The organism is Rathayibacter sp. AC451, from assembly GCF_979253095.1.
The window spans coordinates 389,240-416,002 of sequence record NZ_CEEDBD010000001.1; the positions used below are offsets into that span (position 1 = coordinate 389,240).

Consider the following 26,763-nt stretch of genomic DNA (forward strand, 5'->3'; position numbering starts at 1 on the left):
CCAGCGCCCGCCCAGCGGGGGCGACCGGCACCGGCTTACAGTGTGTCGGTGGAATCCGTGCTGCTCTTCGTCCTCGGCGTCGTCATCATCGCCGTGGGCGTGGCCCTCTCGATCGCCCTGCACGAGGTGGGGCACCTGGTTCCCGCCAAGCTCTTCGGGGTGAAGGTCACGCAGTACATGATCGGCTTCGGCCGGACGATCTACTCGCGGCGCCGCGGCGAGACCGAGTACGGGATCAAGGCGCTGCCGCTCGGCGGCTACATCGCGATGATCGGCATGTACCCGCCCAAGAACCCCGGCGACCGGGTCGCCGAGTCGAGCACCGGCTTCTTCAACGGCCTGAACGGCAACGAGTCCGCTCCCGAGCCGCGCCGCGGCGCCTACTCCACCATGATCGACGAGGCCCGGGCCGCCAGCGCCGAGACGATCGGCGAGGGGGAGGAGCACCGCGCCTTCTACCGGCTGCCGGTCTGGAAGCGCGTGATCGTGATGTTCGGCGGTCCGTTCATGAACCTCGTCATCGCGACCGTGCTGTTCGCCGTGCTCCTCTGCGGGATCGGAGTGGCGCAGAACACGTCCACGATCTCCTCGGTCTCGCAGTGCGTCGTGCCCGCCTCCGACACGAGTGCCGAGAGCTGCTCGCCCGACGACCCGCTCGCGCCCGGCGCGGCGGCGGGGCTGCTGCCCGGCGACACCATCGTGTCGATCGACGGCACCGCTGTCTCGAGCTGGAACGACCTGACCCCGATCATCCGCGAGTCGGCCGGCGTGCCGCTCGCCGTCGAGGTCGACCGGGACGGCACGCCCCTCACCCTGACCATCACGCCCGCCGAGAACGAGGTCGCGGTCACGGACGACGCGGGGAACGCGGTCCTGGACGACTCCGGCGCCGTCCGGACGCAGACCGTCGGCTTCATCGGCATCTCGCCCTCGCAAGCGCTGGTGCAGCAGCCGATCACGGCGGTGCCGGAGACGGTCTGGCAGAACGTCACGAGCGTCGCCGGCGTGATCCTGAACCTCCCGCAGCGACTCCTCGACGTCGCGCAGGCCGCGTTCGGGCAGGAGGAGCGCGACGCGAACGGGCCGATCAGCGTGGTCGGCGTGGGCCGGATCGCGGGCGAGATCGCCGCCTCCGATCAGCTGCCGGTGGTGTCGAAAGTGCAGACCATGGTGGGCGTGCTCGCCTCGCTCAACGTCGCGCTGTTCGTCTTCAACCTCGTCCCGCTGCTCCCCATGGACGGCGGCCACATCGCCGGCGCCCTCTGGGAGGGACTGCGCCGCCGCATCGCCAAGCTCTTCGGACGACGCGACCCCGGACCCGTGGACATCGCGAAGCTCCTCCCTCTCACCTACGCGGTCGTGCTGCTGCTGGGCGGCATGAGCGCCCTCCTCATCTACGCCGACATCGTGAAGCCGATCCAGCTGTTCTGAGCTTGTTGTGAACGCCGGTCCCTGCCCGGCGTTCCGCGGTCGGCTTCTCGGGGTTGTCGCGTTGCAGAGAGCGGGGTGCGGGCGGCTAGGGCGAATCGCTGGGACGCGATTCGCCCGTTCGCCTTGAAGGTGGGGCCGGTCCTCGCCCGGCGTTCCGCGGTCGTCTCCTCGGGGTTGTTGCGTTCCGTAGAGCGGGGTGCGAGCGGCTGGGGCGAATCGCTGGGACGCGATTCGCCCGTTCGCCTTGAAGGTGGGGCCGGTCCTCGCCCGGCGTTCCGCGGGCGGCTCTCCGGGGCCATTGCCATGCACAGAGCGCGGTTCGGGCGGCTGCGGCGAATCGCTGGGACGCGATTCACCCGTTCGCCTTGACGGTGACGCCGGTCGCTGCCCGGCGTCCCGGCCGGCGCGACCGCGCCGGGGCGCGAGGGAACCTCGGAAGGTCGGGGGAACCAGGGGGAGCGGGCTCCCTCGACGGGGTGGGGTTCCTTCGGTGAGGGCCGGGGGAGGAGGCGGCGGCTGGGAAGACGCGGCGAGCGGACGGAGGGGCGGGCGGCGCGCGTACGATGGGCGGGTGCCAGCAGTGAATCTGGGTTTGCCCAAGGTCCCCGAGACCCTCGCCCCCCGCCGCAAGTCCCGTCAGATCAAGGTGGGGAAGGTCCTGGTCGGCGGCGACGCCCAAGTCAGCGTGCAGTCGATGTGCACGACCCCGACCACGAACATCAACGCGACGCTCCAGCAGATCGCCGAGCTCACCGCCTCCGGCTGCGACATCGTCCGCGTCGCGGTGCCGAGCCGCGACGATGCGGAGGCGCTGCCGATCATCGCCAAGAAGAGCCAGATCCCGGTGATCGCCGACATCCACTTCCAGCCCAACTACGTGTACGCGGCGATCGACGCGGGCTGCGCGGCGGTCCGCGTGAACCCGGGCAACATCCGCAAGTTCGACGACCAGGTCGGCAAGATCGCCGCTGCCGCGAAGGCCGCGGGCGTCTCGATCCGCATCGGCGTCAACGCCGGCTCGCTCGAGCCGAGCCTCATGCAGAAGTACGGCAAGGCGACCGCCGAGGCCCTCGTGGAGAGCGCCGTGTGGGAGGCCAGCCTCTTCGAGGAGCACGACTTCCACGATTTCAAGATCTCGGTCAAGCACAACGACCCCGTCGTCATGGTGAAGGCCTACCGCCAGCTCGCTGCACGCGGCGACTGGCCGCTCCACCTCGGCGTCACCGAGGCGGGCCCCGAGTTCCAGGGCACCATCAAGTCGGCGACGGCCTTCGGGATCCTGCTCGGCGAGGGCATCGGCGACACCATCCGCGTGTCGCTCTCGGCCCCGCCCGCCCAGGAGGTCAAGGTCGGCTTGCAGATCCTGCAGTCCCTGAACCTCCGCGAGCGCAAGCTCGAGATCGTGTCCTGCCCGAGCTGCGGCCGCGCCCAGGTCGACGTCTACACGCTCGCCAACGACGTGACCGCCGGCCTCGAGGGCATGAGCGTCCCCCTGCGCGTCGCGGTCATGGGCTGCGTCGTCAACGGACCGGGCGAGGCCCGCGAGGCCGACCTCGGCGTCGCCTCCGGCAACGGCAAGGGCCAGATCTTCGTCAAGGGCGAGGTCATCAAGACCGTGCCCGAGGCCGAGATCGTCAAGACCCTCATCGAGGAGGCCAACCGCCTCGCCGCCGAGATGCCCGCCGACGACACCTCGACCGGCGCCCCGGTCGTCACCGTCGGCGCGAACTGAGCCGGAGCGGGAGCGGATCGCGATGGTCCGCCCCGCACTCCGCTTCGCCCTGATCATCGTCGCGGCCAGCCTCTCGGCGGCCGGAGTCGCGTCGCTCCGGCCCGCCTCGGCCGCCGGGATCGACGGCTGCACCGATCGCCCCACTTCGGCCGACCCGTTCGGCTGCGACCGCTGGGTGCTGACGGCGGCGTCGGGGGAGGGGCCCTACTCCGCCTGGGTCGAGGACGCGCGGGTGCGCCTGCGCACCGAGAGGGTCGACGGCTACGAGACGCTCGTCGTCGGCACGGAGTGCTCGAGCGTGACCGCGCCGTTCACCATCGACGACGCCCTGCTCGTCCCCGAGGAGGAGCCCGCCTGGCGGGACGAGTGCGAGGACCGTCCCGGACCCGCCGAGATCCGGCTGCTCGCACTGCTGTCGGCGCCCGTCGCGATCGGCGGTACCCCCGAGGACATCGTGCTGGAGGGGACCGGCGGCAGCCTCGTCTTCTCGCGGATCCCCGACTGACCGCGCGCACCCCGCGCGCGGCCTGCGGATAGGATCGTCCCTCGTGGTTACCCGTCTCTCGCACCTGTTCGTCCGCACCCTCCGAGAGGATCCCTCGGACGCCGAGGTCGCGAGCCACCGCCTCCTCGTGCGCGCGGGCTACATCCGCCGCCAGGCCCCGGGCGTCTTCGCCTGGCTCCCGCTCGGACTGCGCGTGAAGCGCCGCATCGAGCGCATCATCCACGAGGAGATGGAGGCGGCCGGCGCCCAGGAGGTGCACTTCCCCGCGCTCCTGCCGCGCGAGCCCTACGAGGCGAGCGGACGCTGGACCGAGTACGGCGACGGCGTGTTCCGGCTGAAGGACCGCAAGGACGCGGACTACATGCTGGCCCCCACCCACGAGGAGTTCTTCACCCTCCTGGTCAAGGACCTCTACTCCTCCTACAAGGACCTGCCCCTGTCGATCTACCAGATCCAGGACAAGTACCGCGACGAGGCGCGTCCGCGTGCCGGGCTCCTGCGCGGTCGCGAGTTCACCATGAAGGACGCCTACTCGTTCGATCACACGGACGCCGGTCTCGAGGCGAGCTACCAGCTGCAGCGCGACGCGTACGAGCGGATCTTCCACCGTCTCGGACTCGAGTACGTCATCGTGCAGGCCGACGCCGGCGCGATGGGCGGCTCGCGGAGCGAGGAGTTCCTGCACCCGACCCCGGTCGGCGAGGACACCTTCGTGCGCTCGGCCGGGGGCTACGCGGCCAACGTCGAGGCGTACCGCACGCCCGTCCCCGAGGCGCTGCCGATCGACGGGCAGCCGGAGGCCCGGGTCTTCGACTCGCCCGACACCCCCACCATCCAGACCCTGGTCGACCTCGCGAACGACCGCGAGCCCCGCGCGGACGGCCGGGCGTGGACCGCGGCCGACACCCTCAAGAACGTCGTCCTCGCGCTGATCGCTCTCGACGGCTCCCGCGAGCTCGTCATCGTCGGCCTGCCCGGCGACCGCGACATCGACCTCAAGCGCGCCGAGGTCGCTTTCGCCCCCGCCGAGGTCGAGGCCGCCACCGAGGCCGACTTCGCGAAGCACCCGGGCCTGGTCAAGGGCTACATCGGTCCCTGGTCGCCCGCGGGCGCCGTGCTCGGCGAGGAATCGACCACCGGCGTCCGCTACCTGCTCGACCCGCGCGTGATCGACGGCACCGCATGGATCACCGGGGCCAACACGGCCGGGAAGCACGTCCTCGACCTGGTCGCCGGACGCGATTTCACCGCGGACGGCGTGGTCGAGGTCGCGGACGTCCGCGCGGGAGATCCCGCACCCGACGGCTCCGGCCCGATCGAGACCGCTCGCGGCATGGAGATCGGCCACGTCTTCCAGCTCGGCCGCAAGTACGCCGAGGTGCTGGGGCTGAAGGTCCTGGACGAGAACGGCAAGCTCGTCGCCGTCACCATGGGCTCGTACGGCATCGGAGTCACCCGGATCCTCGCGATCATCGCCGAGAGCAACCACGACGACCGCGGTCTGATCTGGCCCGGGAACGTCGCGCCCTTCGATGTGCACGTGATCGCCACGGGCAAGGACCCGGCGGCGCTCGCGCTCGCGGAGTCGGTCGGGGCCTCGCTCGAGAGCGCCGGCCGCGACGTGCTGATCGACGACCGGCCCAAGGTCTCCCCGGGCGTCAAGTTCGGCGACGCCGAGCTCATCGGCGTGCCGGTGATCGTCATCGCCGGCCGCAGCGCCGCCGAGGGGATCGTCGAGCTGTGGGACCGCCGCTCCGGGGAGCGGGAGCAGCTCCCCGTCGCCGAGGCGCTCGGCCGTCTCGGAGCCTGACCCCGGGGCGCTGTGCGCTGCGGTCCGGTAGGATCAATGGTCCCGACGCGCGAGCCGGGCTCCTCCGGGGGCCGGTGATCGCCCGGCGTCGGGCGAGACTTCGACGTGGTCGCACTGTGCGACGCCAAGTGAATAGAGAGAAAGGCCCGCCGTGGACATCGACCTGAGCGTTCTGCGCCTCCTGGAGCGCGAGCGCGAGATCCCCTTCGAGGAACTCGTGCAGATCATCGAGCAGGCGATCCTCACCGCCTACCTCAAGCACATCGGGCAGGCGGACGACGCCGACAAGGCCACCGCCGTGGACGCCCGCGTGCACCTGGACCGCAAGACCGGCCACGTCTCGGTCTTCGTGCCCGAGGTCGACGAGGAGGGAGCGGTGATCGGCGAGTCCGAGGACTCGCCGCGCGACTTCGGCCGCATCGCCGCGTTCGCGGCCAAGCAGGTCATCAACCAGCGGTTGCGCGACATCGGCGACGAGAAGGTCCTGGGCGAGTTCAAGGGGCGCGAGGGCGACATCGTCGCCGGCGTCATCCAGCAGGGCCCCAACCCCCGGATGATCCACGTCGACCTCGGCTCGATCGAGGCGATCCTCGCTCCCGAGGAGCAGGTGCCGGGCGAGGACTACAGCCACGGCCGCCGCATCCGCGTGTACGTGACCAGCGTCAGCCGCGGGCCGAAGGGCCCCTCGGTCCAGGTCTCGCGCACCCACCCGTCGCTCGTGCGCAAGCTGTTCGCGCTCGAGGTCCCCGAGATCGCCTCCGGAGTCGTGGAGATCGTCTCGCTCGCCCGCGAGGCCGGCCACCGGACCAAGATCGCGGTCCGCGCGACCGAGCCCGGAGTGAACGCCAAGGGCGCGTGCATCGGCGAGCTCGGGCAGCGCGTGCGCGCCGTCACCGCCGAGCTCAACAACGAGAAGATCGACATCGTCGACTACTCCTCCGATCTGCCCACCTTCGTCGCCAGCGCGCTGTCGCCGGCCAAGGTGACCAGCGCCTTCGTCATCGACCAGAGCCTGAAGGCCGTGCGGGCGCTCGTCCCCGACTACCAGCTCTCGCTCGCCATCGGCAAGGAGGGTCAGAACGCCCGACTCGCCGCGAAGCTGACCGGCGCGAAGATCGACATCCAGCCCGATTCGGTGATGGACGGGGAGTGATCCCCGAGCATCGGCCGTGCGGGCAAGCGCTCCCGGAGTCGAGGGAGTAGAGTGGAACCCGTCAGAACGTGCGTCGGCTGCCGTCTGCGCGCCCCCCGGGCCTCTCTTCTGAGGCTCGTCCTCCACTCGAACTCCCTCGCGGTAGATCCGCGCGCTGTTCGTGCGGGTCGGGGAGCGTGGCTGCACGACACGTACGAGTGCTATGAACGCGCGGTGAAGCGCCACGCGTTCCCCAGAGCGTTCAAGACGCGCGAGAGCGTGGATTCGAGCGAGCTGGAGCGGTACATCACCCGCGGTCCGACCGGCCCGGTTCCTCCTCACGGGGAATCGACGCAGGGCACGGTCGCATCGCAGAGAGAACAGGCAGAACGGCCCGTGAACTGATCATGAGCAACGACTGATGAGCGGCTCGAAATGAGATCCGTCCGTTTGTGATGGCCTGCCCCGTCTTGGGCGCAGGCCCAAGACAGGAGAGAAGTGGCAAAACCACGCGTACACGAGATCGCAGCCGAACTCGGCGTCGATAGCAAGGTCGCACTTGCAAAGCTGAAAGAACTGGGCGAGTTCGTCAAGGGACCGTCCTCGAGCATCGAGCCCCCCGTGGCCCGCAAGCTCCGCCAGGCACTCCAGGGCAGCGCGGGAACCGCCGCGCCGGCCCCGACCGCCACCAGCGCCCGCCCCGGCGCGCCGCGCCCCCTCCGGCGCGCGTCCGTCCGCTCCGGTCCCCGGTCCGGCGAAGCCGCCCGCTCCGGCGCCGGCTCCTCCGATGTCGGTCGCCGAGCGCCAGGCCCAGGCCCAGGCCGCGCAGGAGGCTGCAGCCGCAGCCCGTGCGCAGGCCGCCGCCGACGCGCCTGCAGAGGCCCCCGTCGCAGAGGCTCCCGCCGCGAAGGCTCCCAGCGCCCCCGCTGAGAAGCCCGCTGCCGCCCCCGCCGCCGGTGGACCCAAGCCCGTCACGCCTCGTCCGGCTCCCGCCGCCAACCCCCCCCGTCCCGGTGGCGCCGGTGGTACAGCGGGCGGCTCCGGTCGTCCCGGTGCGCCCCGCCCCGGCAACAACCCGTTCGCCAGCAACCAGGGGATGGGACAGCGTCCCACCCCTCCGCGCCCCGGCAACAACCCCTTCGCCAGCTCGCAGGGAATGGGCTCGCGCCCGACCCCGAGCAGCATCCCCCGTCCTGCCGCACCCCGCCCCGGCGCACCCCGCCCGGGTGGACCCGGCATGGGCCAGCGCCCCGCGGGCTTCGGCCAGCGTCCGGGCGGTCCCGGCGGAGGAGCCGGTCGTCCCGGTGGAGCCGGTCGCCCCGCAGGCGGCGGCTTCCAGCGTCCCGGCGGCGGCGCCCCCGGTGCCGGCGGCGGCTTCGCCCCGCGTCCCGGTGGCGGCGGCGGTCGTGGCCGCGGACCCGGCGGCGGCACCGCAGGTGCCTTCGGCCGCGGTGGCGGCAAGAGCAAGGCCCGGAAGTCCAAGCGTACGAAGCGTCAGGAGTTCGAGCTCAGGGAGGCCCCGTCGCTCGGCGGCGTCAGCGTCCCCCGCGGCGACGGCAAGACGGTCATCCGTCTGCGCCGCGGCGCGTCGATCTCGGACTTCGCCGACAAGATCGAGGCCATGACCGGCGTGCCGGTGCCCCCCGGCAACCTGGTCACCGTCCTCTTCGCCCTCGGCGAGATGGCGACGGCGACCGAGTCGCTCGACGAGGCCACCTTCGAGGTGCTCGGCGGGGAGCTCGGCTTCAAGATCCAGGTCGTCTCGCCCGAGGACGAGGACAAGGAGCTCCTCGAGGGCTTCGGTCTCGACCTCGAGCAGGAGCTCGACGACGAGACGGACGAGGACCTCGAGATCCGTCCCCCCGTCGTCACCGTCATGGGTCACGTCGACCACGGAAAGACGCGCCTGCTCGACGCGATCCGCAACGCCAACGTCGTCGCCGGCGAGGCGGGCGGCATCACGCAGCACATCGGTGCGTACCAGGTCGTCGCGGAGCACGAGGGCATCGAGCGCCCGATCACCTTCATCGACACCCCGGGTCACGAGGCGTTCACCGCCATGCGAGCCCGCGGTGCCCAGGTCACGGACATCGCGATCCTCGTGGTCGCGGCGGACGACGGCATCATGCCGCAGACCATCGAGGCGCTGAACCACGCCCAGGCGGCCAACGTGCCGATCGTGGTCGCGGTCAACAAGGTGGACAAGCCCGACGCCAACCCGGCCAAGGTGCGCCAGCAGCTCACCGAGTTCGGACTGGTCGCGGAGGAGTACGGCGGAGACGTCATGTTCGTCGACGTGTCGGCCCGTGCCGGCACCGGCATCCAGGACCTCCTGGACGCCGTGCTGCTCACCGCGGACGCCGGTCTCGACCTGCGCGCCAACCCCAACAAGGAGGCACGCGGCGTCGCCATCGAGGCGAAGCTCGACAAGGGACGCGGCGCGGTCGCGACCGTGCTCATCCAGTCGGGAACGCTGCGCGTCGGAGACGCGATCGTCGCCGGAACGGCCTACGGCCGAGTCCGTGCGATGGCGGACGAGAACGGCAACGCCGTCCTCGAGGCCGTGCCGTCGCGTCCGGTCCAGGTGCAGGGACTCTCGTCCGTGCCCCGGGCCGGTGACACCTTCCTCGTCACTGAGGAGGACCGCACCGCGCGCCAGATCGCCGAGAAGCGCGAAGCCGCTCAGCGCAACGCCCTGCTGGCCAAGGCCCGCAAGCGCATCTCGCTCGAGGACTTCACCCGTGCTCTCGAAGAGGGCAAGGTCGAGTCGCTCAACCTCATCATCAAGGGCGACGTGTCCGGTGCCGTCGAGGCGCTGGAGGAGTCGCTCGTCAAGATCGAGGTCGACGACTCGGTGCAGCTGCGCATCATCCACCGCGGTGTCGGTGCGATCACGGAGTCGGACGTCAACCTCGCGACGATCGACAACGCGATCATCGTGGGCTTCAACGTCCGCCCCGACCCGAAGGCCCGCGAGCGCGCTGCTCGAGAAGGAGTGGACATCCGCTTCTACTCGGTCATCTACAACGCGATCGAAGAGGTCGAGAACTCGCTCAAGGGCATGCTCAAGCCCGAGTTCGAAGAGGTCCAGTCGGGTGTCGCCGAGATCCGCGAGGTGTTCCGCTCCTCGAAGTTCGGCAACATCGCGGGTGTCATCGTCCGCTCCGGCACGATCACCCGCAACTCCAAGGCGCGCGTCATCCGCGACGGCGTCGTGGTGGGCGACAACCTCGCCATCGAGTCGCTGCGTCGCTTCAAGGACGACGTCACGGAGGTCCGTACGGACTTCGAGGCCGGTATCGGTCTCGGCAAGTACAACGACATCCAGATCGGCGACGAGATCGAGACGATCGAGATGAAGGAGAAGCCGCGAGGCTGATCCGACACGCAGAGGAGGCCCGGGGTTCGCCCCGGGCCTCCTCCGTCGTTGGAGGGGGTGCGGTCCCGGTCGTCTTCCTGGGCCGGTCGGAACGACGGCATCCTCTTCGCGTGCCCTTCCCGCGCCCTGCGGGCGCCCGCCAGACCCGAGCCGGGCACGCGAAGAGGACGCCGCCGCCCCCTCCACTCCGGTGGGTGACGCTCCACTGGTCCAGGAGGAGAGTCTCGGGCGGGATGAGCTCGGGACGGGTATTCCTTCCGGACGGAGGAGCGGGCGGAACGCCTCGCGACGCCTCCTGGCTCGGGTCTGGCGGGCGCACCGCAGGTGCGCGGGAAGGAGGCGTCGTGAGGCGTTCCGTCTGCGACGTCACCCCCAGCCGCCTGAACGGCGGACGTCAAGGCGGGGAGCCGTCTCGCGGCGCGGGAGAATAATCAGAGGACGGGCCCGACGGCCCGTCGAGAGAGAGGTGAGGACCAGCTATGGCAGATCCGGCACGGGCGAGGAAGCTCGCCGACAGGATCAAGGTGATCGTCGCCAAGCGGCTCGAGCGCGGCATCCGCGACCCGCGGCTCGGCTTCGTCACCATCACGGACGTCCAGGTGACGGGCGACCTCCAGCACGCGTCGGTGTTCTACACCGTCTACGGCACCGATGAGGAGCGCACCGACTCGGCCGCCGCTCTGAAAGCGGCGACCGGCATGCTGCGGACGGAGGTGGGCAAGAACATCACGTCGCGCCTGACCCCGTCGCTCGAGTTCATCCTCGACGCGGTCCCCGAGAACGCGAAGCACATCGAGGACCTGCTCGCCGCGGCGCGCAACCAGGACTCGCAGGTGCAGACGCTGGCGGCGGGCGCGAGCTACGCCGGCGACGAGGATCCCTACGTCAAGCCGCGCGAGGACGACGACGAGGACTGATCCACCGCACGGAAGACCGCGGAGCCCGTGGCGACATCGACCGATTCCAGGACGACGTCGACACGGGCTCCCGGCGTGAGCGGGGTCTGCACGTCGACCGTGATCTCGGGATCCAGGAGCTGCACGGAGGAGCGCGTCCGGGCGGTCGACACGACGACGCCGACGAAGACGGAGCCTTCGAGGCCGCGGAGGACCGCGGCCTCGACGACGGCGGTCGCGGCGCGGTTCGCGGCTCCCGATCGGCGGTCGCCGGCGGCCATGAGCGCCGGGACGACGGGCAGAGCCGCGCGCAGCCACTCCGGCAGCTCCTCTCCGCGGCTGACCGCGAGGCAGACGGCCAGGCCGAACCGGTCGACGAGGCGGCGCAACGGCGCGGTGACGTGGGCGTACGGGGCGGCGAGAGCGGCCTGCTCCGGCTGCTCCGGTCGGCTGCCGTCGAAGGCGGTGTAGCCGGCGCCGCGGAACAGCGCCGCGGCGGCGTGCATGACGGCCAGCTGTGCGGGATCGCCCGTGTCGAGGCGGCGCAGGTAGTCGCCGTAGGGCTCGTCGGCGGGCCACGGGGCTCCGAGGAGCTCGGTGCGGGCGCGGAAGGCGGCGACCGTCTCGGCGTCCGCGGGCGGCATCGTGCGGAGGATCCCGACTCCGGCGTCGAGCATCATCGTCGCGGCGGCCATGCCCGTCAGGAGCGACACCTGCGCGTTCCAGTCCTCGGACTCGAGGGGTGCGCGGCGCTCGACGCGGTAGCGGCCGTCGTCGGCGACGATCTCCTCCTCGGGCAGCGTCAGGCTCGCGCCGCCCCGCTCCGACTCGCGTGCCCGGCGCTCGCGGCCGAACCAGGGCAGCAGGGCGATCGAGGGATACAGGACGCCGTTCCCGGCGTCGCGCTGCACTCCCGCGTAGTCCAGGCGCGCGACGCTGGCGACCAGGGCCCGCTCGACGCGGACGGAGCGAGGCTCGGCGTCCGGCCCGAGCTCGACGGTCCAGACCAGGGCGCGGCGCCGCTGCTCGGGGAGCAGGGACGCGGCTCCCTCCGAGAGCACGGCGGGATGCAGGGGGACCCTGCCGTCGGGCAGGTAGTAGGTCTGCGTGCGGCGGCGCGTCTCGGCGTCGAGGGCGCCTCCGGGCCGAACGACGGCGGGGACGTCGGCGATCGCGTAGCGGAGGACGGCGCCGCCGGGGGACTCCTCGAGGTGGAGCGCCTGATCGAGGTCGAGGGAGCCGGGCGGGTCGATCGTGACGAACGGGATCGCCGTGAGATCGATCCGGCCGTCGTCGTCGGCCGTGCGGTCGGCCGCCGCGGCTTCCGCCAGGGCGTCCGCGGGGAAATCGCCCGGCAGGTCGTTCTCGGCTCGGACGGCGGCCAGCGCGCGATCGACGTCGGAGTCGGGGCGGGGGAGGCGGAGACGGCGGCGGGTCACGGCGCCACGCTACCCGTGTCCTCCGACGCCCGCCCTCGGCTCACGCGTGCGGGAGGAGGTAGCCGTCCTCGGGAGTGCCCGTCGCCAGACCGTCGGCGAGGAGCCCGGCGAGAGCCCGGTCGAGCTGCTCGGCGTCCGGCCAGAGCGAGCGCACCTCCGCCTCGGTGACGGGACCGTGCGACGCCCTGAGCTCCGCGAGCACCAGGCCGCGGACCTGCCGGTCCGACCCCTCGAACCTCTTCTGGCGCGCCTTCACGGGCCCGTCGTAGGCCGGGTAGCCCTCCGCGCGCCAGCGGCAGGAGTCGCGGATCGGGCAGACGTCGCAGCGCGGGGAGCGTGCGGTGCAGACGATCGCGCCCAGCTCCATCATCCCGGCGTTGAAGACGGCCGACTCGGTGACGTCGTCGGGCAGCAGCGCCTCCATGGCCGCGAGATCCGGAGTCGTGCGCGGCGGACCGGGCTCGCCGGATCCGGCGACGGCCCGGGCGATCACCCGCCTCACGTTCGTGTCCACGACGGGATGGCGACGGCCGTAGGCGAAGACGGCGACGGCGCGCGCGGTGTAGTCGCCGACCCCGGGGAGGGCGAGGAGCGCGTCGACGTCCTCGGGCACGACGTTGCCGTGCTCGTCGGCGATCGCGACGGCGCACCCGTGCAGACGGAGGGCGCGGCGCGGGTAGCCGAGCGACTGCCAGGCGCGGACGGCCTCGCCCGAGGGCACGGCCGCGAGGTCGGCGGGCGTCGGCCACCGGCGGAGCCATTCGTCCAGGCGGGGGATCACGCGGACGACCGGCGTCTGCTGGAGCATGAACTCGCTGACGAGGGTCCCCCAGGCGGGGAAGCCCTCCCGGCGCCACGGCAGGTCGCGGGCGTCGCGGCGGAACCACTCGACGATCGCGGGGGCGAATGCGGCGGGCATCCGACCAGCGTAGGCGCTGCCGCGTATCGTGGACGGATGACGAAGTGGGCTCCGCAGAAGGTCGATGTGCTCGACGCGCTCGCGGTGGAGGTGCTGCACAACTACGCCAGGGGTCGCGTCGCCGTCGCGATCGACAGCGACGATCCCGTGGTCTCGGCGTCCTTCGCGGACGATCTCGCTGCGGCTCTCGCCCGGGCGGGCCACGGTGCGTTCGTCGCGCATCTGAGCGACTTCCAGCGGGCGCGGACGGAGCGGGAGGACGCCTCCGTGCCGGAGGAGGAGCGCGCCTACCGCCTGCGCTACGACTACGAGCTCCTGCGCCGCGTGCTGCTCGACCCGTTCAAGCTCGGCGGCAGCACCGGCTTCGTGCTCGCGGCCTTCGACTCCGTGCGGGACGAGCCGAGGCAGCCGCGCTGGCGCACGGCGGGCCGCGACGCGGTGCTCCTCGTCGACGGCGAGTTCGCGCTGCGCCCGGAGCTGCGCGGAGCGTGGAACCTCGGCATCCGGCTCGACACCCAGGAGCCGCCGGTCGACCCCGCCTACCGGGCGAGCACGGATCCGCGCCGGCTCGCGCCGGTGCTGATCGACGTCCGCGATCCGGAGCACCCGCGCCGCGTCTTCGCCGACTCCTGCTGAGCCGGCCCGACGTCAGACGGCCGAGGCCCGCCGGGCCACCTCGTCGGGAGCGAGGAACGCGCCCGAGCGCTCCACCTCGTGCACGAGCTCGACGAGGAGCTGGTTGACCGGGGCCTCCCGGCCGAGCCGGTGCGCGGTGCGCACGACGGCCCCCGCGAGGTGGTCGATCTCGCTGGGCACGCCGCGGCGGATGCTCTGGAGCGTGGATCCGGGGTTCGGCACGTCGCCCATGCCCTTCGCCATCCTCCGGGGCAGGAGCTCGACCACCGGGAGGGGAGCGGCCGCGAGAGCGCGGACCGCGGTCTCCGAGAGTCCTTGCAGAGCGCCGAAGCGGACCCCGGAGGCGAGGCCGGTGCGGGCCGCCTCCTTCATCGCGCGGGCGAGCAGTCGGCGCAGTCGCGGCTCGGCGATCGTCTCCTGCACCGAGAGCCCCGTGATCGCGGGCAGCGCGTTCACCTCGTTGATCAGGAGCTTCGTCCACTGCGCGCCGAGGAAGTCGTCGGTGACCGCGACGGGCACCGCCTCGCCGAGCACGGCGGCTGCGCGCCGCACCTCGTCGTCGGCCGGCCTGCCGGGGACTCCGAGAGTCGTGGTCGCGGGAGCCGTCACGGTGACGCGCCCCGGCTCGAGGTGGCTGGCGGCGAAGAGGGCGAGAGCGCCCACGAGGGAGGCGTCGCGCACCTGCCGGGCGGCTGCCTGGAGCCCGTCGAGGCCGTTCTGCACGACAACGATCAGCGCGCCGTCGACCGTGCGCCGATTCGCGCGCAGCGCGTCCTCGGCGTCCTGGGCCTTCGTGCAGAGGAAGGCGACGTCCGGGACCAGGTCGAGCGTCTCGCCCGTCCTGACCCACGCGGTGTGCTCGCCCCACGCCCCGTCGAGGCGGATGCCGGAGCGCCGGATCGCGGTGAGGTGCGCTCCTCGGGCGGTCGCCTCGACGTCGTGCCCGGCCCGGTCGAGGAGGGCGGCGATCGTTCCGCCGACGGCGCCCGTCCCGAGTACTGCGATCCTCATCCGACCAGCCTAGGACGGCGCGGTCGCCGCCTGCTCCCGCGGCTCGCTCCCGACCGGCGCGTGTATCCTCGCACCCGTGTTCGCGACCCCCACTCCTCCGGTGACGGCCCCGAACGGGATCCTCCTGCTGGACAAGCCCGGTGGCATCACCAGCCACGACCTCGTCTCGCGGACCCGGCGCCGCGCCGGCACGCGCAAGGTGGGTCACGCCGGCACGCTCGACCCGATGGCGACCGGCCTGATGATCCTGGGCCTGGGTCCGTCGACCCGACTGCTCACGTACCTCGTGGGCCTCGACAAGGAGTACGAGGCGACGATCCGCCTCGGCGCCTCCACCACGACGGACGACCGCGAGGGCTACGTGCTCGAGAGCGCGCCGCCGGCCGCGGTCGCCGCGATCGGCGAGAGGTCCGTGGACGCCGGGATCGCGGGGCTCACGGGCGCGATCGAGCAGATCCCGAGCTCGGTCAGCGCGATCAAGATCGACGGACGCCGCGCCTACGCCCGCGCCCGCGACGGCGAGGAGGTCGTGATCCCCGCGCGTCCCGTCACGGTGAGCGCCTTCGACGTCCTCGCCCGCCGCGAGGTCGACGGCTTCCTCGACCTCGACGTCCGGGTCACCTGCTCGTCCGGCACCTACATCCGCGCCCTCGCCCGCGACCTCGGCGCCGTGCTCGGAGTCGGGGGGCACCTGACCGCGCTGCGCCGCACGGCCGTCGGCCCGTTCGCGGTCGCCGCGGCCGGCGAGATCGACGAGCTGGACGTCCCGACCGCTCTGCTCACTCCGACCTCCGTGGCGGCCGAGCTCTTCCCGCTGCTGCGGCTGGACGCGCAGTCCTCCGCGGACCTGGCGAACGGCAAGCGGATCGCGGTCCCGGAGGAGCTGCGCGACTCCACGGGGCTGCTGGCCGCCGTCGCCCCGGGGGAGAGGCTCATCGGTCTCGCCGAGCGCCGCGGCTCGGTTCTCAAGAGCGTCGTCAACTTCCCGACGGAGGACGTGCGGGCGGTCGCGCCGTGATCGAGTGGTTCACGATCGTGCAGGTGGCGGTCGCCGTCGCGGCGGGACTGCTCTGCCTGATCCTCGGGCTCCTGAACCGCCGCCCGTCCGACGTGTCGGTCGGCGCGACCGCGATCGTCGAGCTCCTGCTGATCGTGCAGCTGGCCGTCGCGATCGTCTCGCCTCTGATCGGCAACAACCCCTCCGGCAGTCTGCCGGAGTACTACATCTACCTGATCTCGGCGCTCCTGCTGCCGCTCGCGGCCGGATTCTGGGCCCTGATTGAGCGCACGCGGTGGAGCACGGTGATCCTCGGAGCCGCCTGCCTCTCGATCGCGGTCATGGTGTACCGCATGCACCAGATCTGGTTCGTCCAGGTCGCGTGAGGCGTCCGGGCCGGCGCCCGGCTTCGAGCGCCTAGCATTGACTCTGCGATGTCCACACACTCCAGCGAGGCCGAGGATCGGGGCGCCTCCACCCCGAACCGGCCGTCCCGTCCCGTCCGCTCCACCCGCTCGAGGGGGTCGGCAGCCTGCTCGTCACGGTCTACGGGATCCTCGCCCTGGCAGCGACCGGCCGCTCGGTCTTCCAGATCATCGACCGCTTCGACGAGGCCCCGCTCGCGTTCTCGCTCTCGGCCCTCTCGGCCGTCGTCTACATCGTCGCGACCGTGGCGCTCGTCGCGCGCGGGGCGTTCTGGCAGCGGGTGGCGTGGGTCACCATCACCTTCGAGCTCGTCGGCGTCGTCGTCGTCGGAGCGATCAGCGTCCTCGCACCCGAGCTGCTCGGCCTGACGAGCGTCGACCCCTTCGGCCGCCAGTCGACCGTCTGGTCGGCCTTCGGCGCGGGCTACCTGCTCATCCCGCTCGTCCTGCCGGTCCTGGGTCTCTGGTGGCTGCGCGTGCAGGGCCGCAGGAGCGCGCTCTGATGCGCGTCGAGACGCGAGCGCAGGACCTCGCCGGGGTCGGCCCCTCCGCGGTGACGATCGGCAAGTTCGACGGTGTCCACTCCGGGCACCGCGCCGTGATCGGCACGCTGCACGAGCGGGCGCGCGAGCGCGGACTCGCCGCCGTCGTCGTGACCTTCGATCGCAACCCGCTGAGCGTGATCGCCCCCGAGAAGTGCCCGCCCGCGCTCGTCGGCAACGAGCAGAAGCTGGAGCTGCTCGCCGGCACGGGCGTGGACGCGACGCTGCTGCTCACCTTCGACGAAGAGTTCCGCTCGCTCTCGCCCGAGGAGTTCGTGCAGCAGATCCTGGTGGACGCGCTCGAGGCGCGCGTCGTGCTCGTCGGCTCCGACTTCCGGTTCGGCGCCCGGGGTGCCGGCGGCATCGACCTGCTCCGGGCGCTCGGCGCCGAGCACGGCTTCGAGGTCGAGCTCATCGACGACGTGCGGCCCGAGCACGGCCGCCGCGTCTCCTCCACCTGGATCCGCGACCTGCTCGCCGAGGGCGACGTGGAGCACGCCACCCGCCTGCTCGGTCACGAGCCGGTCGTCCGCGGCGTCGTCGTGCACGGGGCCAAGCGCGGGCGGGAGCTGGGCTTCCCGACGGCGAACCTGTCGCCGGAGTCGCAGGGCCTGATCCCCGCCGACGGCGTCTACGCCGGGCGCCTGAGCGTCGAGGGGCGCACCTACCCCGCTGCGATCTCCGTGGGGAGCAATCCCACCTTCATCGGGGTCCCGCCCAAGCAGGTCGAGGCGTTCGTGCTCGATCAGACGCTCGACCTCTACGACCGGATCGTCGACGTCGCCTTCGTCTCGAGGATCCGCGGCATGGTCGCCTACGAGGGCGTCGAGCCGCTCATCCGGCAGATGAACGACGACGTGAGCCGCGTCCGCACGGTCCTCGGCAAGTCCTAGCAGCGCAGGACCGCCCGCACCAGCGGGGGAGGCGCCCAGGGCATCGGCGTACGGTGGCCGACATGAGCGAATCCTCCTCCGATCCGTCGCGCCCGCTGGCGCTCGTCACCGGTGCGACCGGCTACATCGGCGGCCGGCTCACCCCGCGCCTGCTGGAAGCGGGCTTCCGCGTGCGGGTCCTCGTCCGGGATCCGCGCAAGCTCGCCGAGGTGCCGTGGTCCGAGCAGGTCGAGGTCGCCCAGGGCGATCTGGGCGATGCGGAGTCGCTGACCGCCGCGTTCGAGGGCGTCTCGGTCCTCTACTACCTCGTCCACTCGATGGGCTCGGGAGCCGACCACGCCAAGTTCGAGGAGATCGAGAGCAGGGCGGCGACGAACGTCGCCGAGGCCGCTCTCGCCGCCGGCGTCGACCGCATCGTCTACCTCGGCGGTCTGCACCCCGAGGGCCAGGAGCTGTCGAAGCACCTGCGCTCGCGGGCCGAGGTCGGCCGGATCCTGATGGAGTCGGGCGTGCCGACCATCGCGCTCCAGGCCGGCGTGATCATCGGCTCCGGCTCGACGTCCTTCGAGATGGTGCGCCATCTGACGGACATCCTGCCCTACATGCCCGCCCCGCAGTGGGTGCGCAACTTCATCCAGCCGATCGCCGTGCGCGACGTGCTGCACTACCTCATCGGTGCGGCGTCGCTCGAGGACCGTACGCTCAACCGCACCTTCGACATCGGCGGTCCGGACGTGCTCCGCTACGGGCAGATGATGAACGGCTACGCGGTCGAGGCCGGGCTGCCGCAGCGGCCGATCGCCTCCCTCCCCGTCTTCACCCCGTGGCTCGCGTCGCAGTGGGTCAACCTCGTGACGCCGATCCCGCGCCTCGCTGGCGGTGCCGATCATCGCCTCCCTGCAGTACGACTGCATCGTGCGGGAGCAGGACATCCGCTCGCTCATCCCCGATCCCGAGGGCGGGCTCACGCCCTACCGGCGCTCGGTCCGGCTGGCGCTGGGCAAGATGCAGGCCGGCGAGATCGAGACGAGCTGGCAGAACGCCGAGGTCTCCGGCGCACCGAGCGATCCGCTGCCGAGCGACCCCGAGTGGGCGGGCCACACGGTCTACGTCGACCGCAAGGAGCGTCGCACCGACGCCGACCCGGCGAAGCTCTGGCGCGTCATCGAGGGCATCGGCGGCACCAACGGCTGGTACTCCTTCCCGCTCGCCTGGGCGATCCGCGGGTGGATGGACAAGCTCGTCGGGGGAGTGGGCCTGCAGCGCGGGCGCCGCGACTCCGAGCGCCTGCACGCGGGAGACGCGCTCGACTTCTGGCGCGTCGAGGCGATCGAGCGGCCCACGCTGCTCCGCCTCCGCGCCGAGATGAAGGTGCCGGGTGGAGCGTGGCTCGAGATGCGCGCGGAGCCCTCCGAGGGCGGCGGATCGCTCTACACGCAGCGCGCCGTCTTCTTCCCTCAGGGCCTCGCGGGACGCCTCTACTGGCTCGCCGTCCTGCCGTTCCACGGCATCGTCTTCAACGGCATGGCGAACCGGATCACCGCCACAGCGCTCGATCTGCCGGACTCCGGTGACGAGCGGTCCCCTGGCGGGCGCGGGGCGCAGCGGTGACAATGGAGACTCCGGAGAGCAGCGACACCGCCTCCGGACCGAACGAGAGGAGCACGATGAGCGAGCCGTCGGACACGGACGCGGGGCGCGATCTCCAGCTGGGGAAGGTCCTCTTCGTCGGGGACAGCATCATCCAGGCCGGGGCCTGGGACGAGTGGCTCACCTCGTCGACGGTCGTCGACGAGGGCCACGGAGGGGCGACCACCGCGGACATAGTGGCGCGTCTGCCCGAACTGGTCGAGCAGGCCCCCGACACGGTGGTGCTGCTCATCGGCACCAACGATCTCGCCTGGCACCGCACCACCGAGCACATCGTCCGGAACATCGAGACGATCGTCGCCACTCTGCGCCGGGACCTCCCGGACGTGCGGCTCCTGGTCAACTCGGTCCTGCCGCGCGGGCACGAGTTCGCGCCGCAGATCCGGGACGTGAACCGCCACCTCTGGCAGTTCGCCCCCACGGCGCACGCCGCGTACCTCGACCTCTGGCCCGTCTTCGCGACGGAGGACGGGGCGATGGACGACCGGTACAGCCCGGACCGCCTGCACCTGAACGAGGACGGCTACGCCGCCTGGCGCGGGGCGCTGGGGCCGGCGCTCGACGCGCTGCTGCGGATGCCGCCGCGCACCCGCCCGATCACGCTGCCGTTCGACGAGTTCGCGCGGCCCAAGACGGCCTAGCCCTCACGCGCCTGCCGGATCCCCGAGGGGCTCGGCGGCGCTCACTCTCGTCCCGCTCCCTCCTCCGTGTGCGGGACGAGAGGACGCAGCTCGGGGTTTCGATGCGACCGGTGATCAGGCGAGCGCGCGCATGAACTCCGCGAGCGCCTCGTCCGAGAAGAGCACGAAGCGCACCTCGACGATCGGATCGTCGTCGGTCGTCGCCGCGCGGACGGACTCGACCGCGACCCTCGCCGCGTCGTCCATCGGCCAGCCGTAGACGCCGGCCGAGATCGCGGGGAACGCGACGGTCCGCGCGCCGAGGCCCCGGGCCACTGCGATCGACTCGGCGTACGCGGAGGCGAGCACGGCGGTGCGGTCCTCGCTCCGCGAGTGGACGGGGCCGACGGTGTGCACCACCCAGCGCGCGGGCAGGCGCCCGGCGGTCGTGGCGACCGCGGACCCGGCCGGCAGGCCGTCGCGCAGCGTGCTCGCGCGCAGACGGCGGCACTCCTCGAGGATCTCCGGCCCGCCCGCGCGGTGGATCGCTCCGTCCACCCCCTCCTCCGCCCAGGAGGGAGGAGTTCGCGGCGTTGACGACCACGTCGACGTCCTCGCGGGTGATGTCGCCGCGGAGGGCGACGAGGCGGGTCATGAGCGGTTGTTGGAGAGCTCGAAGATCTTCACGAGCTCGGCGATCGCCGCCTCGCGCGCCTCACCGCCCTCGTCGAACATCGTCGTCACGTGCGTGCGCAGGTGGTTCTCGACGATGAGCTTGTTGAGCGAACCCAGCGACTTCTGGATCGCGAGGGACTGCGTGACGATGTCGACGCAGTAGTCCTCGTTCTCGATCATCTTCGCGAGGCCGCGCATCTGCCCCTCGAGGATGCGCGCGCGGTGGAGGGACCGTTTCTTCAGATCGTCGATCACCCGGCCAGCCTACGCCGACGACCGCATACCCGGCGGGGGTATCGGCCCGGAGCGCCGCGTACGATCGAGGAGTGAACGCAGCTCCCACGTCCCGCGGCCCCGCCGGCCGCTATCCGTCCCGCGGCACCGCGAGGATGGCGCTGGCCCCGGGAGTGCTCGCCGCGATCGTGCTGCTCGCCGGGCTCGCCCTCGTCGGCGGCGACGCCTACGACTTCGTGCGGTACCCGGTCGCGATCCTCGCGGCGGTGATCGGCTGGTTCGCGATCCAGGCGCGCTCCCTCCTCTGGCTCGTCGGACTCGTGCCGATCCTCGTGCTGTGGAACCCGGTCCTGCCCTTCGACTTCCCCGACCAGGTCTGGGCCTCCCTCCACCTCGCCGCGGTGGGCGTCGTGGTCGCCGCCGGTCTGATCATCAAGGTCCCCGTCGCGGAGTAGGCCCGGCGCCTGCTCGGGGTAGGATGGGGTCGCACCCGCGCGCCGGGGATGCTGCGACCGGGTCTCAGATCCGTTGCTCGGAGCTCCCGACGGCCATCGGATGCACTGACGCCGTCCGCCTCCTCGGAGGCCGGGTGGCCAGCGCAAGACACTTTCAGTGCAATGCCGACGGTAGAGCCCGGGAACCCCTCCTGCGCCCCCGTCGAACGTCGAGGAGGAGCATGGCTCGCAGCGGCCAGCGTCAGTCCGGTGGTCAGACGCGTCGTACGAACGCGGCCGGGAGCAGGCCGCGGTCGCGGCCCCGCGGAGGCGACAACGCCGGGATCATCCCGATCCTCGCGCGACGCGTCCGCGAGGTGGAAGCGAAGGCGCAGACCGGCAAGGTCGGCCCGACCAACCGCACGAAGTTCCTCGTCATCGCCCTGCTCATGCGCGAGGAGCGCAAGCGCGTCAAGGTCGACACCGAGCTGAGCGACTCGCAGCGCGCCGAGGAGATGAAGCGCCTGGACGGCATCGCGACCATCCTCGCGAAGACCGCCGCCCGCGACACGAGCCTCATCAGCCTCCTGGAGTCCGAGGCCGGCTACACCCCCGCCGCGCAGAAGCTCCGCCGCGACTGGCTGCTCGAGGCCGGTGCCGAGCTGAGCCCCGACGAGCTGCTGATCGTGACCGAGCCGGAGCCCAAGCCGGAGGCGCCGGTCAACCAGGTCGTCCCGCCGTCGGTGCGCGCGCGCCAGTTGGCCAACCCGTTCCTGCCGCCGGACTTCTCGATCGCCGCCGCCCCGGCTCCCACCCGACGTCGACTCGACGACTGGGAGCTGCTCGGTCCGCTCTTCAAGGCGTTCGAGTACGGAGCGGGCGGCCGCGCCGCGAGCATGGAGCTGCCGGAGCCGCCCGCGATCGACCGGGTCTCGCCCCGCGGCCGCGAGCTCATGGCCCACCAGGCGCGCTTCATCGAGAGTGCGCGCGAGGGCCACCGCAGCTTCCTGCTCGCCGACGAGCCGGGTCTGGGCAAGACCGCGCAGAGCCTGCTCGCCGCCTCGGTCACCGGGTCCTACCCGCTGCTCGCCGTCGTGCCCAACGTCGTCAAGATGAACTGGGCCCGCGAGGTCGAGCACTGGACCCCGCACCGCCGCGCCACCGTCATCCACGGCGACGGCACCACCCTCGACGCGTTCGCCGACGTCGTCATCGTCAACTACGACATCCTCGACCGCCACCTGGGCTGGCTCGGGAGCCTCGGCTTCCGCGGCATGGTCGTCGACGAGGCGCACTTCATCAAGAACCTGCGCTCGCAGCGGTCGCAGAGCGTGCTCGCGCTCGCGTCGAAGATCCGCGAGACGACTCCCGGCCACGACCCGCTGATGATCGCCCTCACGGGAACGCCGCTCATCAACGACGTGGACGACTTCCGCGCGATCTGGCGCTTCCTGGGCTGGATCGACGAGACCAAGCCCGGGCCCGACCTGATGCGCAGCCTCGAGGAGACCGGTCTGACCCCGGCCGACACCGGCTTCTACCCCGAGGCGCGCGAGGCGGTCATCGACCTCGGCATCGTGCGGCGGAAGAAGATCGACGTCGCCGCCGACCTGCCCTCGAAGCGGATCGTCGACCTGCCCGTCGAGCTCGACGACGACCTCGGCCGCTCCATCCAGAAGGCCGAGCGCGAGCTCGGCGCCCGGATGCTGCAGCGGTACAAGGCCGTCACCGCCTCGATCACGCACGAGCTCGACTCGGACGAGAGCGAGCGGTTCATCCGCATCGTCGCGCAGAGCGAGCTCGAGGAGTCGAAGTCGGCGAAGACCGGCGAGAACGTCTTCACCATGGTGCGCCGCATCGGCCAGGCCAAGGCCGCGCTGGCCGCGGACTACGCCTCGCAGCTGGCCCGCTCGGTCGGCAAGGTCGTGTTCTTCGCCAAGCACGTCGACGTGATGGACCAGGCCGAGGAGACCTTCGAGAAGCGCGAGCTCGCGTCCGTCTCGATCCGCGGCGACCAGACGGCGACGTTCCGGCAGTCGCAGATCGACGCCTTCAACACCGACCCCGACGTCTCGGTCGCGGTCTGCTCGCTGACGGCGGCGGGAGTCGGCGTCAATCTGCAGGCCTCCTCGAACGTGGTCCTCGCGGAGCTCTCGTGGACCTCCGCCGAGCAGACGCAGGCGATCGACAGGGTGCACCGCATCGGCCAGGAGGAGCCGGTCACGGCCTGGCGCATCATCGCGGCGCACACGATCGACGCGAAGATCGCCGAGCTGATCGACGCCAAGGCGGGCCTCGCCGCCCGCGCGCTCGACGGCGCGGACGCCGAGACCGCCTCGGCCGACACGGTTCAGCTGGACGCGCTCATGCACGTCCTCCGCGAGGCGATCGGCTGAGCGGAGCCGCGAAGAAGTCGCGCTCGAAGCGGCTGGAGCGCAGGAACGCGTCGCGCATGGCGGCGCGCTCCGTCGCTCCGGCCCGTGCGGCTGCGGCCTCGGTGACGGCGATCGCCCTCGCGGTCGCGGCGGCGAATCCGGGGTCGGCGTAGGTCGAGAGCCAGTCCTCGTAGGGGTGCCCCGGCCGGTTCGCCGCCGCCAGTCGCTCGCCGATATCGGCGTAGAGCTGGAAGCACGGCAGCAGCGCGGCGACGAGCTCGCCGTAGCCGCCCCTTGCTCCGACGGCCGCCAGATGGTCGACGTAGCCCCGGGTGGTGTCGGAGGGCTCGTCCCATCGGCTGCCGAGCCGATCGCGGTGCAGCTGAGCCTCCGTCGCGATCGCCTGCGCAGAGCTCTCGGCCCAGAAGACCTGCTCCTCGGCGCTCGGCGCCCGCTGGGCGGCCACGGCGAGCACGCGGGCGTACTCCGAGAGGTAGAGCGCGTCCTGCGCGAGGTACCACTCGAAGTCGTCGCGCTCGAGCGTGCCGTCGCCGAGGGCGGTGACGAAGGGCAGGGCGTCGATCTCGCGGCGCAGCGGCTCGGTCTCGGTCCACACCGCCTCGCAGAAGGCGGGCGTGCGGAGCCGGTGGAAGTGGTCGATCGGCCCGTTGCCGGTGCCGACCTCGAGGGCGTCGGCGCCGCGGAGTGCGCCGGTCAGCCACTCCTTCGCCTCGGTGAGCGCTGCCGCGAGGTCGTCGACGGCACCCGTCCGGCCGACGAGGAGCACGGCCATGGCGGAGGAGAGCGAGCAGCCGGTGCCGTGCGTGTTCGAGGTGGGGACGCGCTCGCCCGGGGTCTCGCGGGTCTCGCCGGAGGGCGTGACGATCGCGTCCGGAGTCGACGGGCCGTCGAGATGCCCGCCCTTCACCAGCACGGCGGTGCCGAGCGTGCGGGCGACGTCCGCGCCCTGCCGGAGCGCCTCGGCCCAGTCCCCGGCCTCCTCGGCGCCGGCCAGCACGGCGAGCTCCGGGAGGTTGGGGGTGACGAGATGCGCCCGGCGGACGAGCTCGCGGACGCTCTCCTCGGCCTCGGGGTCGAGCAGACGATGACCGCTCGTGGCGATCATGACCGGATCGACGACCACGAGCGGCGGACGGACCGCGTCGAGCCAGTCCGCTATCCCCGTGCCGATCGCGGCGGTCGCGATCATGCCGATCTTCACGGCGTCGATCGCGACGTCGTCGCTCACCGCGTCGAGCTGCTCGCGGAGGAACGTCACCGGAGGCAGGTGCACGGAGCGGACCCCGTGCGTGTTCTGCGCGACGAGAGCCGTGACCACCGCCATGCCGTAGCCGCCGAGCACGCCGATCGACTTGAGGTCGGCCTGGATGCCCGCACCGCCCGTCGGATCGGTGCCCGCGATGCTGAGCACGCGCGGGATGCGCGCGGTCACCGGTCCCACTCCGCGAGCAGGGTCGCAGCGGCGGCTGCGGGATCCTCCGCCGTGCAGATCGCCGAGACGACAGCGAGGCCGGCGGCCCCCGCGGCGCGCAGGGCCGCCGCATCGTGCAGGCCCACGCCGCCGATGGCGACGCAGGGGAGCGGAGTCGCGGCCGCGAGATCCGCGAACCCGTCGATCCCGAGCGGTACCGGGTGGTCGGGCTTCGTCGCGGTCGGCCGGATCACTCCGACGCCCAGGTAGTCGACGGTACCCGCGGGCAGGGCGTGCACGGCCTCGAGGTGCGCGGGCGTGTTCGCCGTCAGTCCGAGGACGGCGTCCGGGCCCAGGAGCTGCCGGGCGGCGAGGACGGGCAGGTCTGACTGCCCGAGGTGGACCCCGTGCACCCGCGCTCCGGCCAGGCGGGCGGCGAGGGCGACGTCGACGCGATCGTCCACCACGAGGGTCGTGCGCTCGTCGAGCACGTCGGCGACGGCGAGGACGAGGGCGAGCAGCTCGGCGGCCGAGGCGTCGTGGTCGCGGATCTGGACAGTGCGGACGCCACCCAGGACCGCGGCGGACACGACGGCCGGCACGCCGCGCGCTCCGCACTGCCGCGTGTCGGTGACGAGGTAAAGGGAGAGGTCGAGGGCGCTCACGCGATCCTCGCCCCCTGCGCGACGACGGACGCGTCGAGGGAGGAGACCTCGTCGAGGAGGGCCACGGCGAACGAGCCGGGACCGGCCGCGGTGCGCGCCGCGCGCTCGGCGGCCATCCCCCAGACGACCGAGCCCGCGACGGCGGCGCGGAGGGCGGCTCCGGGGGCGGGGTCGGCGGCGCCGAGGAAGGCGGCCATCACGGCGCCGAGGGCGCAGCCTCCGCCCGTGACGCGGGTCAGCAGCGGGTGCCCGCCGGTGACACGGACGACCGCGACTCCGTCGGTGACGACGTCGACGGGGCCGGAGACAGCGACGGCGGCTCCCGTGCGCCGGGCGAGTTCCTTCGCGGCGTCGAGCGCATCCTCGGCCCCGTCGACGGCGTCGACACCCCGACCGCCGGCACCGAGACCGGCGAGGGCGAGGATCTCGGAGGCGTTGCCGCGGATGATCGAGGGCCCCTGGTCGAGGATCTCGGCGGCGAAGGCGGTGCGGACCGGCAGTGGCCCGACGGCGACCGGATCGAGCACCCAGAGCGGCCCGGTCGCGATCGCCTCCCGCGCCCCGGAGCGCTGCTCTGACCCGGGCGTCCCGAGATTCACGAGCGTCGCCGACGCGAGCCCGGCGAAGACGCCCGCCTCGCCCGGGAGATCGGCCATGGCGGGGCTCGCCCCCAGGGCGAGGAGGCTGTTGGCGGTGAATCCGGTCACCACCGCGTTGGTGATGCACTGGACGAGTGGCGCCCTGCGGCGCAGCTCCTCGAGATCGCGGCCGACGGCGGCCCCGTCGAGGTCGTGGAGGGTCGGGTGGGCAGGCGTGCGAATGCTCATTCGCGACATCCCTTCGCTAGTACGAACTAGATCAGGTTCAACGGGTCTTCTCTCAGCCCAGGCGGGCACCCCGTGTCACTGCGCACGACCCTAGTGCCTGGCGA

22 protein-coding genes, 3 pseudogenes and 1 riboswitch are annotated in these 26,763 nt (G+C 72.2%); of the genes and pseudogenes, 17 read left to right on the forward strand and 8 right to left on the reverse strand.

The window, feature by feature from the left end:
- Nucleotides 1-48 precede the first annotated feature (48 nt).
- The 8 genes and pseudogenes from AC0CID_RS01795 to rbfA all read left to right on the forward strand — a co-directional run bounded on the left by AC0CID_RS01795 (nt 49) and on the right by rbfA (nt 10,906).
- Nucleotides 49-1,431, forward strand: coding sequence for a M50 family metallopeptidase (locus AC0CID_RS01795; RefSeq protein WP_465225583.1), 1,383 nt, complete (start codon nt 49-51; stop codon nt 1,429-1,431).
- A 571-nt stretch (nt 1,432-2,002) separates the two neighbouring features.
- A complete protein-coding gene (ispG, locus tag AC0CID_RS01800) occupies nt 2,003-3,163 on the forward strand; it encodes a flavodoxin-dependent (E)-4-hydroxy-3-methylbut-2-enyl-diphosphate synthase (RefSeq protein ID WP_207402934.1) in 1,161 nt (386 codons plus the stop codon).
- Between the two features lie 22 nt (nt 3,164-3,185).
- Nucleotides 3,186-3,668: a hypothetical protein gene (locus tag AC0CID_RS01805; protein WP_465225584.1), complete on the forward strand. Its 483-nt coding sequence runs from the start codon at nt 3,186-3,188 to the stop codon at nt 3,666-3,668.
- Nucleotides 3,669-3,711: 43 nt separating this feature from the next.
- Nucleotides 3,712-5,478, forward strand: coding sequence for a proline--tRNA ligase (locus tag AC0CID_RS01810; RefSeq protein ID WP_465225585.1), 1,767 nt, complete (start codon nt 3,712-3,714; stop codon nt 5,476-5,478).
- A 151-nt stretch (nt 5,479-5,629) separates the two neighbouring features.
- Nucleotides 5,630-6,631, forward strand: coding sequence for a transcription termination factor NusA (gene nusA, locus AC0CID_RS01815; protein WP_207402931.1), 1,002 nt, complete (start codon nt 5,630-5,632; stop codon nt 6,629-6,631).
- Between the two features lie 51 nt (nt 6,632-6,682).
- On the forward strand, nt 6,683-7,015 hold the full coding sequence (locus AC0CID_RS01820) for a YlxR family protein (protein ID WP_465225586.1): 333 nt from the start codon (nt 6,683-6,685) through the stop codon (nt 7,013-7,015).
- 93 nt (nt 7,016-7,108) lie between these two features.
- A pseudogene (infB, locus tag AC0CID_RS01825) lies at nt 7,109-9,989 on the forward strand (translation initiation factor IF-2).
- 479 nt (nt 9,990-10,468) lie between these two features.
- Entirely contained in the window at nt 10,469-10,906 is a 438-nt protein-coding gene (rbfA, locus tag AC0CID_RS01830; RefSeq protein ID WP_055794638.1) for a 30S ribosome-binding factor RbfA, read from the forward strand.
- Here rbfA and AC0CID_RS01835 read toward each other — a convergent pair.
- The gene (locus tag AC0CID_RS01835) at nt 10,870-12,324 is read right to left on the reverse strand and encodes an RNB domain-containing ribonuclease (protein WP_465225587.1); all 1,455 of its coding nucleotides are present in this window, start codon (nt 12,322-12,324) and stop codon (nt 10,870-10,872) included. The two genes, rbfA and AC0CID_RS01835, sit on opposite strands and share 37 nt — an antisense overlap.
- A gap of 40 nt (nt 12,325-12,364) precedes the next feature.
- The gene (locus tag AC0CID_RS01840; protein ID WP_465225588.1) at nt 12,365-13,243 is read right to left on the reverse strand and encodes an HhH-GPD family protein; all 879 of its coding nucleotides are present in this window, start codon (nt 13,241-13,243) and stop codon (nt 12,365-12,367) included.
- 36 nt (nt 13,244-13,279) lie between these two features.
- On the opposite strand from AC0CID_RS01840, the gene AC0CID_RS01845 reads away from it, so the two are divergent.
- Nucleotides 13,280-13,879: a nucleoside/nucleotide kinase family protein gene (locus tag AC0CID_RS01845; protein ID WP_465225589.1), complete on the forward strand. Its 600-nt coding sequence runs from the start codon at nt 13,280-13,282 to the stop codon at nt 13,877-13,879.
- Between the two features lie 12 nt (nt 13,880-13,891).
- Here the strand turns inward: AC0CID_RS01845 and AC0CID_RS01850 are convergent, their stop codons facing one another.
- Nucleotides 13,892-14,890 carry a ketopantoate reductase family protein gene (locus tag AC0CID_RS01850; protein WP_465225590.1) on the reverse strand — a complete coding sequence of 333 codons (999 nt, stop codon included), beginning with the start codon at nt 14,888-14,890 and terminating at the stop codon, nt 13,892-13,894.
- Nucleotides 14,891-14,966: 76 nt separating this feature from the next.
- Here AC0CID_RS01850 and truB point away from each other — a divergent pair, with 76 nt between their 5' ends.
- The 6 genes and pseudogenes from truB to AC0CID_RS01880 all read left to right on the forward strand — a co-directional run bounded on the left by truB (nt 14,967) and on the right by AC0CID_RS01880 (nt 20,038).
- Nucleotides 14,967-15,908: a tRNA pseudouridine(55) synthase TruB gene (truB, locus tag AC0CID_RS01855; protein ID WP_465225591.1), complete on the forward strand. Its 942-nt coding sequence runs from the start codon at nt 14,967-14,969 to the stop codon at nt 15,906-15,908.
- A complete protein-coding gene (locus AC0CID_RS01860; protein ID WP_207402524.1) occupies nt 15,905-16,273 on the forward strand; it encodes a hypothetical protein in 369 nt (122 codons plus the stop codon). Before truB ends, AC0CID_RS01860 begins: the two co-directional genes overlap by 4 nt.
- A gap of 146 nt (nt 16,274-16,419) precedes the next feature.
- Nucleotides 16,420-16,815, forward strand: a complete 396-nt coding sequence (locus tag AC0CID_RS01865) for a hypothetical protein (protein WP_465228028.1) — start codon at nt 16,420-16,422, stop codon at nt 16,813-16,815.
- On the forward strand, nt 16,815-17,747 hold the full coding sequence (locus AC0CID_RS01870; protein ID WP_465225592.1) for a bifunctional riboflavin kinase/FAD synthetase: 933 nt from the start codon (nt 16,815-16,817) through the stop codon (nt 17,745-17,747). Before AC0CID_RS01865 ends, AC0CID_RS01870 begins: the two co-directional genes overlap by 1 nt.
- 62 nt (nt 17,748-17,809) lie before the next feature.
- Nucleotides 17,810-19,358, forward strand: a pseudogene (locus AC0CID_RS01875) (SDR family oxidoreductase).
- 56 nt (nt 19,359-19,414) lie between these two features.
- On the forward strand, nt 19,415-20,038 hold the full coding sequence (locus tag AC0CID_RS01880; RefSeq protein ID WP_465225593.1) for a GDSL-type esterase/lipase family protein: 624 nt from the start codon (nt 19,415-19,417) through the stop codon (nt 20,036-20,038).
- A 114-nt stretch (nt 20,039-20,152) separates the two neighbouring features.
- On the opposite strand, the pseudogene AC0CID_RS01885 reads toward AC0CID_RS01880, so the two are convergent.
- Both AC0CID_RS01885 and AC0CID_RS01890 read right to left on the reverse strand, forming a co-directional pair.
- Nucleotides 20,153-20,672, reverse strand: a pseudogene (locus AC0CID_RS01885) (O-acetyl-ADP-ribose deacetylase).
- Nucleotides 20,669-20,947: a metal-sensitive transcriptional regulator gene (locus tag AC0CID_RS01890; RefSeq protein ID WP_055794622.1), complete on the reverse strand. Its 279-nt coding sequence runs from the start codon at nt 20,945-20,947 to the stop codon at nt 20,669-20,671. Before AC0CID_RS01890 ends, AC0CID_RS01885 begins: the two are co-directional and overlap by 4 nt.
- A 71-nt stretch (nt 20,948-21,018) precedes the next feature.
- Here AC0CID_RS01890 and AC0CID_RS01895 point away from each other — a divergent pair, with 71 nt between their 5' ends.
- A complete protein-coding gene (locus AC0CID_RS01895; protein ID WP_307786013.1) occupies nt 21,019-21,381 on the forward strand; it encodes a DUF6804 family protein in 363 nt (120 codons plus the stop codon).
- A 221-nt stretch (nt 21,382-21,602) separates the two neighbouring features.
- Nucleotides 21,603-23,756 (forward strand): DEAD/DEAH box helicase, encoded by a 2,154-nt coding sequence (locus AC0CID_RS01900; protein ID WP_465225594.1) that lies wholly within the window; start codon nt 21,603-21,605, stop codon nt 23,754-23,756.
- Here AC0CID_RS01900 and thiD read toward each other — a convergent pair.
- From thiD to thiM, 3 genes are all read right to left on the reverse strand, one after another.
- A complete protein-coding gene (gene thiD / locus AC0CID_RS01905; protein ID WP_465225595.1) occupies nt 23,725-25,188 on the reverse strand; it encodes a bifunctional hydroxymethylpyrimidine kinase/phosphomethylpyrimidine kinase in 1,464 nt (487 codons plus the stop codon). The two genes, AC0CID_RS01900 and thiD, sit on opposite strands and share 32 nt — an antisense overlap.
- Entirely contained in the window at nt 25,185-25,832 is a 648-nt protein-coding gene (thiE, locus tag AC0CID_RS01910) for a thiamine phosphate synthase (protein ID WP_465225596.1), read from the reverse strand. The genes thiD and thiE overlap by 4 nt, the downstream gene beginning before the upstream one ends.
- Entirely contained in the window at nt 25,829-26,659 is an 831-nt protein-coding gene (gene thiM, locus AC0CID_RS01915) for a hydroxyethylthiazole kinase (RefSeq protein WP_207402517.1), read from the reverse strand. The genes thiE and thiM overlap by 4 nt, the downstream gene beginning before the upstream one ends.
- Nucleotides 26,651-26,742, reverse strand: a riboswitch (TPP riboswitch). (Overlaps the previous gene by 9 nt.)
- Nucleotides 26,743-26,763: the final 21 nt, after the last annotated feature.